The 12,378-nt window shown below is 58.1% G+C and carries 9 protein-coding genes; 6 read left to right on the top strand and 3 right to left on the bottom strand.

Features of this window, described 5'->3' with window-relative positions; genetic code table 11:
• Positions 1–7 precede the first annotated feature (7 nt).
• On the top strand, positions 8–418 hold the full coding sequence (locus B9Z49_RS10010; protein WP_108353300.1) for a surface-adhesin E family protein: 411 nt from the start codon (positions 8–10) through the stop codon (positions 416–418).
• Between the two features lie 31 nt (positions 419–449).
• Here the strand turns inward: B9Z49_RS10010 and B9Z49_RS10005 are convergent, their stop codons facing one another.
• On the bottom strand, positions 450–1,418 hold the full coding sequence (locus tag B9Z49_RS10005; protein ID WP_146188514.1) for a VanZ family protein: 969 nt from the start codon (positions 1,416–1,418) through the stop codon (positions 450–452).
• A 317-nt stretch (positions 1,419–1,735) separates the two neighbouring features.
• Here B9Z49_RS10005 and B9Z49_RS21790 point away from each other — a divergent pair, with 317 nt between their 5' ends.
• From B9Z49_RS21790 to B9Z49_RS09935, 3 genes are all read left to right on the top strand, one after another.
• Positions 1,736–8,407, top strand: coding sequence for a trypsin-like serine protease (locus B9Z49_RS21790; RefSeq protein ID WP_158273472.1), 6,672 nt, complete (start codon positions 1,736–1,738; stop codon positions 8,405–8,407).
• Positions 8,408–8,703: 296 nt separating this feature from the next.
• On the top strand, positions 8,704–8,952 hold the full coding sequence (locus tag B9Z49_RS09940) for a toxin-antitoxin system (protein ID WP_108353297.1): 249 nt from the start codon (positions 8,704–8,706) through the stop codon (positions 8,950–8,952).
• Entirely contained in the window at positions 8,949–9,386 is a 438-nt protein-coding gene (locus B9Z49_RS09935; RefSeq protein ID WP_108353296.1) for a type II toxin-antitoxin system VapC family toxin, read from the top strand. The genes B9Z49_RS09940 and B9Z49_RS09935 overlap by 4 nt, the downstream gene beginning before the upstream one ends.
• A gap of 296 nt (positions 9,387–9,682) precedes the next feature.
• Here B9Z49_RS09935 and B9Z49_RS09930 read toward each other — a convergent pair whose 3' ends face one another.
• Both B9Z49_RS09930 and B9Z49_RS09925 read right to left on the bottom strand, forming a co-directional pair.
• Entirely contained in the window at positions 9,683–10,057 is a 375-nt protein-coding gene (locus B9Z49_RS09930) for an HTH domain-containing protein (protein WP_108353295.1), read from the bottom strand.
• The gene (locus B9Z49_RS09925) at positions 10,054–10,386 is read right to left on the bottom strand and encodes a DUF6516 family protein (RefSeq protein WP_108353426.1); all 333 of its coding nucleotides are present in this window, start codon (positions 10,384–10,386) and stop codon (positions 10,054–10,056) included. Before B9Z49_RS09925 ends, B9Z49_RS09930 begins: the two co-directional genes overlap by 4 nt.
• A gap of 281 nt (positions 10,387–10,667) precedes the next feature.
• On the opposite strand from B9Z49_RS09925, the gene B9Z49_RS09920 reads away from it, so the two are divergent.
• Both B9Z49_RS09920 and B9Z49_RS09915 read left to right on the top strand, forming a co-directional pair.
• On the top strand, positions 10,668–11,048 hold the full coding sequence (locus B9Z49_RS09920) for a DNA-binding protein (protein ID WP_108353294.1): 381 nt from the start codon (positions 10,668–10,670) through the stop codon (positions 11,046–11,048).
• A 3-nt stretch (positions 11,049–11,051) separates the two neighbouring features.
• Positions 11,052–12,362 (top strand): type II toxin-antitoxin system HipA family toxin, encoded by a 1,311-nt coding sequence (locus B9Z49_RS09915; protein ID WP_108353293.1) that lies wholly within the window; start codon positions 11,052–11,054, stop codon positions 12,360–12,362.
• Positions 12,363–12,378: the final 16 nt, after the last annotated feature.

Raw genomic sequence — 12,378 nt, 5'->3', positions numbered from 1 at the left:
AACAAACATGACGATGCGAGCATTTTCAATGCGTGCTGTAGTGCGCTGGAGCCTGTGCTGTGCAGGCTTGGCCGGCGGCCTGAGCCCACTGACCGCCCAGGCCTGGACCCGCATCGGCGAAACCCAGGACGTGACGCTGTTCGTGAACCGCAAAAGCATCGAGCGGGATGACAACATCCGCCGGGTCTGGGAAATGCAGGACCTCAAAACACCGGACGCCGAAGGGGTGCGGTCCAGGCGCTACCTGAACGAATACGACTGCACTTACAAAATGCACCGATTGGGGCAGATGACCAGTTACGCTGGCCCCAAACTCACCGGCAACAAAGTCGCCGAAGTCAAAGAGATGGGCTACTGGCGAAAGATCCCCCCCAATGGCGTGTTTGTGTTGACCTACATCGCCGTGTGCGTTGAATAAGACCCTTGACGGCACACCGTCCAGAACCGCTTCACTGTGATGGGCCTTGACTGTGCAGTGGGCTGTTCAGGGTCGATGCCTGAGGCCTAGGCGAACGTTCGGTACCCCCAGAGCCTGAAGCGCTGCGCGCAAAAGCAGCCACACCCACCAAGCCCAAACCCAGCAAAGCCAGCGCCGGCAGGGGATGAATCACCCAATAGCGCCCATGCCGTGGCCCCGGGTGCCAATGGCCGTACCACCCCTCAGCCCGCTGCAAATACAGCACCTTTTGGTCCATCCCGCCGGGTCCGATTTGCACACCCGGGTCGGGCGTCAGGCGCACACAGCCACATGTCGCCAGCGCAGTACACAGCGCCAACACCAGCGCTGCAGCAACCCAAGCGGCGCGCGAGCGCCAACTCAACAGGGATGCTGACGGCGCAGGCTCGTGAAAACCATAAAACAACATCACCCCCGCCCAAGCCGCCAGCCCATTGACCAGCCAATCGTTGAAATCCAGATAGTGGCTGTAGCTTTGGGTGGTCCAAAGGTATTGCGCCGTCTCATCCAGGGCCCCGAGCAGCGTGGTGATCAAGACCACGCTCAAGACAGGCCAACGCGTTCGTTCCCCATCCAAGGCCCGAGCCCAAAGCCAAGCCAGCAGCGCAAATTGCGGGTAATGCGCGTATTCGTTCACCGTGAACGTCAGCCAACGGTCCACCATGACACAACAGGCCAGCCACACCAGCCAAGACAGCCCCACCACGCGCAGCCGTGCAGAGCTTGCGGAGCGCGATTGCCGCCACACCCACAAGCACAACACCAACGCCGCCAACATCGAGACATACGGCACAGCATCCTTGAAAGCCCAAGGCCCAGACGCCCCCGCTCGTTGGCTCACCAGCCAAATCGAAAACGGCAAATGCCCCAAGATCGAGACCACCGCCCAACCCAAAGCCAGCCCAGCCCACAACCAGCTCACCCGCGCAAAAGGATTCGACCACTCAACAGTTTGATTCACAAAACACCCCTGATTTCATTCACCATTCGCACCACCCCAAAGTCATCCCAACCCGAATCCGGGATCCGAGTATTTTGTCATCCCCGACCATTCAATGGTCATGCCAGTTCCAATGTGGAACATATCTTTGAAGGGCAGGGCGGAGATTGAATTGGCCAAGCCCATTTACAAAAACTCTGCACGGATCTGACTGGCAATGTCCGACCCGTTGGATGGGTTGGTTGACCCAGAGAAAAGGCAAAACCCGTACAATTAATAAATTGAAATCCTGTACGACATGAGCATGACTTGGTAGGCCAAACCACCTTCTCAACCTAATGACCCTCCGGCATATTTACCGCTTTGTCAGTACACTGATTTTTGCGGCCTTCATGTTGACCATGCAGCCCGTTCTGGCGCAATTGCCAGAAAAAATCCGGGCCAGCACGGTGACTTCTCAATTGCTGCTGAGCAAAGCATCAGCGTTGACAGCCGGACAAAGCTTGGTTCTGGACGACATCGCCGTCACCGCCGCGGGACCTCAATCACTCACACTCCAAAAGTTCGAGGTTGGCAATCAAGACACCCAAATTGTTGTTCACGATGGGGGTTTGCAAACCATTCGAGCTCTCACGCCACGTCATTACTTCAAAGGGTCTATTGACGGCCAGCCCGGTAGTTTTGTTTTCTGGCAGATAGACGACCAGGGCAATATGAAAGGCATCGTTCACTTGGGCGAACGCATTTTTGTCAGTGAACATGTTTTTGATGCCACCGGCAGAACGCTGAGCTCAAGAACCCAGGAAACGGATGGCCCCCCAAACGATCGGCCCTTTCAATGCGACGCCGAAACAGCCGATCAGCCGCAGTTTTTAGACGCAAGTTCACTTGCATTGCGCCAACAATTGCAAGATGCCATCACCTCCAACATCTTGACCGGAAAAGCCCTGACCCCACGCCGGGCCGATGTGTACGTCGAAACAGACTACCCCTTGTTTCAGAAATTCGGCAATGCCACCGCTACCGCCAACTACGTCACCGACCTGTTTGCTTACGTCAGTGCCAAATACCAATCCGAAATCAGCACACGACTCAACATCAAGCAAATCGATGTTTACAGCACCGCTGCCGACCCCTGGACGTTCACCACAACCACGAATGCACTTTCGCAACTGCGATCACGCTGGAATACCGCCCCCTTGATCAGCTTGCCGCGAAACCACGTACACCTGCTGAGCGGTGCCAGCCTCGGCGGCGGGGTTGCCTACATGAACTCGCTGCACAGACCCAATGTTGCCTATGGCGTCAGTGGCAGTATCCAGGGCAATTTCAGTCTGGCCAACCCGACAATCATTTGGGACTCCATCGTGGTGGCGCACGAACTCGGCCACGCATTTGGCAGCGACCACACCCATGCCTTTGCAGCGCCCTACCTAGGCTCAACGACAGGCGGCGCCATCGATGAGTGCACCACGGGTTCTTTGCCTGGGCTGGGCGCTGCCACCGGGGGGACTCGGGGCCAACGTGGTGGACTGATCATGAGTTATTGCCATCAGGTCGCCGGCGGCTTTACCAACATTGGATGGACCTTTGGAACCGACCATGCCTATGGATCCAATCCATCCCGGGTTGCGCAAGTCATGCAAAATGCCTCGCAAACCTATTTGCCCGCCGACACCATAACGGTCAACAACACCATGACCGTGACGAAAGACGTCAACGCCACCGGCACCGGGTCGGTCACCAGCACACCCAGTGGCATCAGCTGCGGCAGCACTTGCACTGCCACTTTTACTGAAACCACCACCGTCACGCTCACTGCAACCCCTGCAAGCGATTCGACATTCATCGGCTGGTCGGGCGCCTGCTCTGGCACCGCCAGCTGCACCTTGGACATGAAATCATCCCGAGATGTGGGGGCCACCTTCAACATCACGCAAAGATTGCTCACAGTGTCCAAATCCGGCACCGGCCAAGGCAGCGTCAGCAGCACGCCTGCTGGCCTCAGTTGCAATGCCATCTGCACATCGTCAACACAATCTTTTGTGCAAGGCACCTCCGTCACGCTCACGGCCAGCCCGGCCACAGGTTCCCAGTTTGCCGGATGGTCTGGCGCTTGCTCGGGCAGTGGCTTGAGCTGCACCGTCTCTCTGTCGTCCAGACTGACCGTCACTGCGCAATTCAACACGGCAGTCAGCAGTCAATATGCCCTGCAAGTCAGCTCTGCCGGAGGGGGCTCAGGCACCATCACCAGCAACCCCAGCGGCATCAATTGCCCGGGCACCTGCACAGCCAACTTCAACAGCGGTGCGTCCGTCACACTCCTGGCCACTGCAGCCACGGGCAGTATTTTTGTGGGTTGGTCGGGTGCATGCCAAGGGTCGGGCAGCTGCACCGTGGCCATGAACGGTGGCAAAGCAGTGACTGCCAATTTCGTCACCCCATCGAGCGCAGGCATCGTCAGCGGCAGCTTTGCATCGCTTGCCGCCACCATGGGCAGCCCCCTTGATTTCTCCATGCTCATTCCGAGCAACGCCGTCAACCTGACGTTCAAGCTATCGGGCGGCACAGGCGACGCGGACCTGCTGGTCAATGCCGAGCAAGCAGCCAGCGCCACTGACTACGACTGCGCCTCTTACCGCGGTGACAATGAAGAGTTGTGTGTCATTCCTGTCAGCCAAAGCACCAATGGCCAGTACTTTGTTCGTCTGGATCCGTATGCCGACTTCAGCAACACCAGTCTTGAATACAGCTACGAAATACCTTACACCCTCACGGTCAGCAAAACCGGGGTTGGCCAAGGCACGGTCGCCTCAACGGCCATCAACACCAGTTATGCCATGCCAGCGCCCGCCGTCAACACCAGAATCGTGGGTGGCAGCAGCGCAGCGGCCAACTCATGGCCCTGGCAGGTCAGTCTTGAAGACACCAACAACAACCTCTCTTGTGGTGGATCGCTGCTGTCCAGCACCTGGGTGGTGACGGCGGCGCACTGCGTGGTCAGCAACGGCACCACCATCTCCCCCAGTGCGTTGCAAGTGCGGGCCGGATCTTTGACCAGCGGCAGCGGCGGTCAAATGGTCACGGTCTCGCGCATCGTGGTGCATGGCAGCTACCAAAGTGCCACCTTCGACAACGACATTGCACTGCTGCAGCTGGCAACGCCCGTCGTCCTCAACGCAGCCGTACAACCCATTGACCCCATCTCGCTGGACAACGAAGCCCTCTGGGCCGCAAACAACGACACATCCACCGTCACCGGTTGGGGTACTTCGAGCTCTGGCGGCACTCTGGCCGCCAACTTGCTACAAGCCAGCATGCCCATCATCAGCACAGCCGTCTGCAGAAGTTCAAGCGGCTATGGCAACGGCATCACCGACAACATGATCTGCGCGGGCTATTTGGCTGGGGGCAAAGACTCTTGCCAAGGGGACAGCGGGGGGCCTTTGGTGGTGGCCAATGGCCGCGGGGGTTATGCACTGGCAGGCGTTGTCAGTTACGGCAATGGCTGTGCACTGCCCACTTACCCCGGTGTTTACACCCGGGTGGCCAACTACCGCAGTTGGCTCGTCTCACAAACAGGCATCAGCTTTGACCAACCCTTGATCTCTTGCGGCAGCAGCTGTTCTGCCAGGTTAGGGGCCAACTCGAGCGTGACTTTGACTGCCACCGCCACGGCAGGGTCAGTTTTTGCAGGCTGGAGTGGCGCATGCAGCGGCACCGCCAGCTGCACAGTGAGCATGGACCAAGCACGCAATGTCAGCGCACAATTTGATGCCAGCGCTGTCAACAACACCATGACCGTGACCAAAGACGGCTCTGGCACGGGTTCGGTCACCAGCACACCCAGTGGCATCAATTGCGGCAGCACCTGCACTGCCACTTTTCCTGCCAGCACCACCGTCACGCTCACGGCCAGCCCGGCAACGGGCTCGACATTCATCGGTTGGTCGGGCGCTTGCACTGGTACCGCCAGCTGCACCTTGGACATGCAATCACCCCGTACCGTGGTTGCCACCTTCAACATCACGCAAAGATTGCTCACACTGTCCAAATCCGGCACCGGCCAAGGCACTGTCAGCAGTTCCCCTGCCGGCCTCAGTTGCGATGCTAACTGCCCATCGGCCACACAATCCTTTGCGCATGGCACCTCTGTCACGCTCACGGCCAGCGCAGCAACGGGCTCGCAGTTTGTCGGATGGTCTGGCGCTTGCCTAGGGTCGGGCAGTTGCACAGTCAGCATGGACCAAGCACGCAATGTGATCGCACAGTTTGATGCGGTGGTAGTCAACAACACCCTGACCGTGACCAAAGACGGAACTGGCACGGGGTCGGTCACCAGCACACCCAGTGGCATCAACTGCGGCAGCACCTGCACTGCCACTTTTCCAGCCAGCACGTCCATCACGCTCACGGCCAGCCCGGCCACAGGCTCGCAGTTTGCCGGATGGACTGGCGCTTGCTCGGGCAGTGGCTTGAGCTGCACCGTCTCTCTGTCGTCTAGCCTGACCGTCACTGCGCAATTCAACACGGCAGTCAGCAGTCAATATGCCCTGCAAGTCAGCTCTGCCGGAGGGGGATCAGGCACCATCACCAGCAACCCCAGCGGCATCAATTGCCCGGGCACCTGCACAGCCAACTTCAACAGCGGTGCGTCCGTCACACTCCTGGCCACTGCAGCCACGGGCAGTATTTTTGTGGGTTGGTCGGGTGCATGCCAAGGGTCGGGCAGCTGCACCGTGGCCATGAACGGTGGCAAAGCAGTGACTGCCAATTTCGTCACCCCATCGAGCGCAGGCATCGTCAGCGGCAGCTTTGCATCGCTTGCCGCCACCATGGGCAGCCCCCTTGATTTCTCCATGCTCATTCCGAGCAACGCCGTCAACCTGACGTTCAAGCTATCGGGCGGCACAGGCGACGCGGACCTGCTGGTCAATGCCGAGCAAGCAGCCAGCGCCACTGACTACGACTGCGCCTCTTACCGCGGTGACAATGAAGAGTTGTGTGTCATTCCTGTCAGCCAAAGCACCAATGGCCAGTATTTTGTTCGCCTGGATCCGTATGCCGACTTCAGCAACACCAGTCTTGAATACAGCTACGAAATCCCTTACACCCTCACAGTCAGCAAAACCGGGGTTGGCCAAGGCACGGTCGCCTCAACGGCCATCAACACCAGTTATGCCATGCCAGCGCCCGCCGTCAACACCAGAATCGTGGGTGGCAGCAGCGCAGCGGCCAACTCATGGCCCTGGCAGGTCAGTCTTGAAGACACCAACAACAACCTCTCTTGTGGTGGATCGCTGCTGTCCAGCACCTGGGTGGTGACGGCGGCGCACTGCGTGGTCAGCAACGGCACCACCATCTCCCCCAGTGCGTTGCAAGTGCGGGCCGGATCTTTGACCAGCGGCAGCGGCGGTCAAATGGTCACGGTCTCGCGCATCGTGGTGCATGGCAGCTACCAAAGTGCCACCTTCGACAACGACATTGCGCTGCTGCAGCTGGCAACGCCCGTCGTCCTCAACGCAGCCGTACAACCCATTGACCCCATCTCGCTGGACAACGAAGCCCTCTGGGCCGCAAACAACGATACATCCACCGTCACAGGCTGGGGCACAACTTACTCAGGCAACCTGTCCGCCAACTTGCAACAAGCCAGCATGCCCATCATCAGCACAGCCGTCTGCAGAAGTTCAAGCGGCTATGGCAACGGCATCACCGACAACATGATCTGCGCGGGCTATTTGGCTGGGGGCAAAGACTCTTGCCAGGGCGACAGCGGGGGGCCTCTTGTTGTATCGAACGGCCGAGGCAGCTACGCATTGGCAGGCATTGTCAGTTACGGCAATGGCTGTTCAGAGCCCACCTACCCCGGTGTTTACACCCGGGTGGCCAACTACCGCAGTTGGCTCGTCTCACAAACAGGCATCAGCTTTGACAAACCCTTGATCTCTTGCGGCAGCAGCTGTTCTGCCACGTTGGGGGCCAACTCGAGCGTGACCCTGACTGCCACTGCCACGGCAGGGTCAGTTTTTGCAGGCTGGAGTGGCGCATGCAGCGGCACCGGCAGCTGTACGTTGAGCATGGACCAGGTTCGCAATGTCAGCGCGCTATTTGATGCTGCGCCTGTCAACATCACCGTCTCGGTGGCCAAACAAAGCAGTGGCAGCGGCAGCGTCAGCAGCGCCATTGCCGGCCTGGCCTGCGACAACACCTGCAGCAGCAGCCAGGCCAGCGTTGCCCCTGGCACTGTGGTCTCGCTTACTGCAACGCCGGCCAGCGGCTCCAGCTTTGGCGGCTGGAGCGGCCCTTGTAGCGGCACCGGCACCTGCAGCTTCACAGCAAGTGCCAGCGGCAGCAACTCGGTGCAAGCCAGCTTTGTTCCGGCGGCGGCCAGCCCAGCCGTGTTGAGTCAAGGCCGCTCGCTCACCAACTTGGCTGCTGCAGCGGGCGTGTCGGCCTATTACCAATTTACGGTGCCCCAATGGGCAACACGCGTTTCGGTGCGCACCAGTGGCGGCACCGGAGATTCCAACTTGTATGTGGGCATTGGCCAAGTCCCCACAACCACGGCCAATGCCTGCGCAAGCACCGTATCCGGCAACCAAGCGACATGCAATTTTGACGCTGAACACAGCCAATCCACCGTGTATTTCGTGCGGCTTGACGCTTTGAGCACCTACAGCGGCGTCACGCTCGACGTCAGCTGGCAAGAAGCCCCCATGCTCACGGTGCGCAAGGTCGGCATAGGCCAAGGCACCATCAGCCATGAGCAAGTCAGCTGTACCAGTACATGCACCTACACCAAGATGCTGAACAGCATTACCACGCTGCTGGCCACACCCGCTGCAGGCAGCACGTTCAAGGGGTGGGGCGGGGCCTGTGCTTCTGCGGGAACGAACAACACTTGCACGGTCACGGCGGATCAGGCCAAAGAGGTGACAGCCAACTTTTTTGACCCTAAAAAGATGGCCGCTTTGATGGGTGTGATTACCCTGTTGCTCGATGATTGACCGGTGTCGCCAATCCTAAAATTACCTCTTTGAAATCAAAAAACCGATTGGGTTGAAAAAACCGCATGACCTATTTTTGTCATCCCGTGCGATGACCCGGGATCCAGGTATTCGTCATCCTGGACGAAGGTCCAGGATCCATGCTGGCAGGGCCGATAGCCACCTAAGAGTGCCCTAAAGGCACCGACCGAAAACCGATCCCCGTGGGTCGAGCATTGAGGGTTCGACAAGCACCCTTTCAAAAATTGATATCATGATATCAATCTTGAAAAATACCCACAGCACTGGAGGCAGTCATGGCACAAGTCATCGTTCGGAACCTTGAAGAAGACATCAAACTGGCGCTCAAACAGCGTGCCAGCTTGCACGGCTGGAGCATGGAAGAAGAGGTTCGCTGCATTCTTCGGCGAGCCGTCAATGAAGAGTCCACCGTCACCAGCCAACTGGGGTCACGCATCGCAGCCCGGTTTGCCGACATCGGGCTTGCCGAGCCCTTGCCCGAACTGCGCGGTCAACCCATCGAGCCCATGAGTTTTGGTACATGATCATTCTCGACACCAATGTGCTTTCGGCACTGATGCAGCAGCAGCCCGACCCAGTGGTCGTGAACTGGCTCGATGCACAAGCAGCCGAGGCCATCTGGATCAGCAGCATCACCCTGTTTGAGGCCCGTTACGGCCTGGCGCTTCTGCCAGACAGCCAGCGCAAAACACAGCTGCAACAGCGCTTTGAGCAACTGGTGCAGTCCGACCTGGCCAACAGGGTGCTTGTGTTTGATGTACGAGCTGCTCACTTGGCCGCCCATCTGGCCGCCGAGCGTAAAAAACGCGGTCGGCCCGTTGACATGCGCGACACCTTCATTGCCGGCATAGCGCTTGCCCAAAGTGCCACGTTGGCCACACGCAACACCCGCCACTTTGACGATCTGGCAACTCCAGTCATCAACCCTTGGCCCAACACAACCGAGAGCGCCAACTGACGCCCTAGATCCAGCTATTCGTCATCCCGGACTCCGACCCGGGATCCATGCCAGCAGGGGAAATGGACCCCGCATCCAGTGCGGGATGACAGGCCAGGGATGGTTTTTTGTAGGAGCCCACCCCGTGGGCGATGGGCGTGGAACACGCCCTCAATTGCACATAAAACACAATCGCCCACAGAGGTGGACTCACACAAACACACCCGAAGGAGAACCGGCCCTTCCTGCGCCTGGCGCACGGCAACATGCTGGTATTGCCGAGGGAATGACCAAGCGCACGGCGCTGTCTGTCAACACTAACCCAAAGTCGCTACCAGTTCGATTTTTGGGGCAACTGCACGGACCATTTTCTGGATGCCGTGGCCAGGGTTGGCTTCACGGTTGGAAACGATCAACCCCAGCTTTTCAAGCAGGCCAACATCCTTTGTGATTGCCGAACGGTTACGGTGCAATCGTGAGGAGAGCTGACTGATGGTTTGAGGTTCATGCATGACCTCAAGCATCAGTTTGCGACGTGCTTCCGACAAAACCGCAAACATCCGTTGTGGGTCTTCAAACGACAGGGTGATACGACCGTCAAAGGGCTTACCCTGATCGGCGCGACGTGCCGCATCCTTGGCCCTGACAAAGAAGCCCGACACATCGTCCGTTCGTACAACGACTTTGGTCATGACGATTTCCCTTTCAAATTGTTCACGATCTCGATCCACTCCGCCTGAAAACGCTCAACCGTTTCAACGTGACTCACATAATCACAAGCTTCAACCGACCCCATGTAGTGCCGATGGTGATAGCCGTGTGCATTGTCGTAGCCCAGTACTCGACCGTTGTCTTTGCTACAGACTGCCTGGTTGATATAGGCCATGTTGTAGCGGGTCACAAAGGTTTTTCCGTTTTCAACATACCCCCAGACCTCGTAGCGCAATATCCCGCCGCCTGATTTCTGCTTGAGCTCGTGGCGCGCTTGTTCAAGCAGAGATTCTTTGGGTGGTTTTCGCATGATACGAGGCCTGCAGGTGTGATTCATGGTAACACACCTGGACTTACCAAGCATTGCATATCGAGCCAGAATGCCGCCCCCCGCGTCATCCCGGGCCCCGACCTGGGATCCATCCCCCGAAGACATGGATCCCGGATCAGGTCCGGGATGACAAAACAATCGGAATCTGACCCCAATTCATGTGACCCCAATTCATGTCAATCCATGTCCCAAACCAGACGACTCACTTGATGTAAATATAGATGTATATAAAATATCAATTTTCAAAAATATCTATTTTCATGCCTAAAACCGCTCGTGCCCTGGTGCAGTTACCGCCTTCAACGTCTGCAGCGATTGAAAAGCTTGGGGCTGATCTGGCGGTTGCCCGGTTGCGGCGAAAAGAGTCGCTCAAAACCTGGGCGATGCGCATGGGGGTTTCGGTGCCCACGCTGCAGCGGCTGGAGTCTGGAGACCCAGCGGTCAGCATTGGCATTGTGGCGACAGCGCTGTGGCTGATTCAGCGCGACGGAGAACTGAGCCACCTGGCTGCGCCAGAACAAGACCGTGGTGCCATCGAGATGGACATTCGTGAGGCGGTGGCGCTGGGCCGAGCCAGGGCAAAGGCCTCTGCACAATCGCGCACGACCAACAGCCGCAAAAAAACGTTGGACAAGGCCTGATCCATGAGGCTCGATGATCTGCACTTGTGGTTTTTGGGCGATCCGGCTGAGCCGCGCTATGTGGGGGCACTCAAACTGGTGGCCGCGGGCAAGGGTGTATCGCTGCACTACGGTCAGGAATGGCTGGCAAAGGGGTTCGCACTCAGCGAAGATTTGCCACTGGTCGACACCGAGTTTTTGCCGCAGGGCCGATTGCTGATGGATGCGCCCCATGCGGTGGGGGCCGTAGACGACGCCAGGCCAGACCGTTGGGGTGAAAAAGTCATTCGCTTTGTGGACCGGCCCCAGCGACTGTCCTTGATGGAATATCTGTATTACGCAGGGGATGACCGCTTTGGCGCATTGGGTGTCTCGACCTCTGCCAGCGCCTATGTGCCCAAGCCCTCGGGGCCACTGCCAAGGCTGCAAGATGCACAACAGTTGAGTGAAGTGGCCGCCAAGATTGAAGCGGCTGAACCACTGACCGTTTTGGAGGCCAAAATCTTGGCCGGAGGCGGGAGCCCCTTGGGGGGTGCCAAGCCCAAAGCGCTGATTACCATCGATGGTGAACAGTGGGTGATCAAATTTTTCAACAACGAGCCCGTAGATGCCCCTCTGATCGAGCATGCCAGCATGCGCTTGGCCGCGATGGCGGGCATCACAGTGGCACAAACGCAAGTGGTGCCCTTGCTCGGCTTGCATGCTGTGGCTATCCGGCGATTTGACCGCGCATCCGGTGTCCGCATTCACAGCATTTCGGCAGGTACGGCGATTCGAGCTGCAACAGCGGCGGGACAAGAGCCACAGCTGGGCTATCCCGAGTTGGCGCGTCTTTTAAGGCGGGCGGGTGTGGCACAAAACGGGGTGAACTTGCTGGACGCTCAAGAGTTGTTTCGGCGCATGGTGTTCAACATCTTGATGGACAACACCGACGACGATGAAAAGAACCATTCCTTGCTCGTCGTGAACCCTTTTGAGCATGGACGACTGAGGCTGGCCCCGGCATACGATGTGTTGCCTACCAACTCAGGGCAGGGTTATCAGGAATTCATTTGCGGTGCACATGGGCGCGATTCGACACTGACCAACGCGATGACCGAATGTGATGCATTTGGCCTGTCGCCTGCCGAGGCTGCAGCCGAAGTGATGCGTGTCATTGAAGTGGTGAGCGACTGGAAATCACACTTTAATGCGCAAGGTGTGAGTCAAAGAGACATCAAGAGCTTGGCCCAGCAAATTGATGCCGACTACTTGTTGGCGCAGCGAACGGGCTTTTCGCCGGAGCAATTTGACAAACCTGCATCCAAGAAGCCTCGCAAAGGACCATTCAAATAACAACGAAACAATCGGG

This window comes from Limnohabitans sp. 2KL-51 (assembly GCF_003063645.1).
Taxonomy (GTDB): domain Bacteria; phylum Pseudomonadota; class Gammaproteobacteria; order Burkholderiales; family Burkholderiaceae_C; genus Limnohabitans_A.
This window is presented reverse-complemented; position numbering and strand designations above follow the sequence as displayed.

What these genes read in the sequence shown, in the direction of transcription:
- B9Z49_RS10010 (WP_108353300.1), top strand. Translation starts at nt 8, where the DNA reads ATGACGATGCGAGCATTTTCAATGCGTGCTGTAGTGCGCTGGAGCCTG.
- B9Z49_RS21790 (WP_158273472.1), top strand. Translation starts at nt 1,736, where the DNA reads ATGACCCTCCGGCATATTTACCGCTTTGTCAGTACACTGATTTTTGCG.
- B9Z49_RS09940 (WP_108353297.1), top strand. Translation starts at nt 8,704, where the DNA reads ATGGCACAAGTCATCGTTCGGAACCTTGAAGAAGACATCAAACTGGCG.
- B9Z49_RS09935 (WP_108353296.1), top strand. Translation starts at nt 8,949, where the DNA reads ATGATCATTCTCGACACCAATGTGCTTTCGGCACTGATGCAGCAGCAG.
- B9Z49_RS09930 (WP_108353295.1), bottom strand. Translation starts at nt 10,057, where the DNA reads ATGACCAAAGTCGTTGTACGAACGGACGATGTGTCGGGCTTCTTTGTC.
- B9Z49_RS09925 (WP_108353426.1), bottom strand. Translation starts at nt 10,386, where the DNA reads ATGCGAAAACCACCCAAAGAATCTCTGCTTGAACAAGCGCGCCACGAG.
- B9Z49_RS09920 (WP_108353294.1), top strand. Translation starts at nt 10,668, where the DNA reads ATGCCTAAAACCGCTCGTGCCCTGGTGCAGTTACCGCCTTCAACGTCT.
- B9Z49_RS09915 (WP_108353293.1), top strand. Translation starts at nt 11,052, where the DNA reads ATGAGGCTCGATGATCTGCACTTGTGGTTTTTGGGCGATCCGGCTGAG.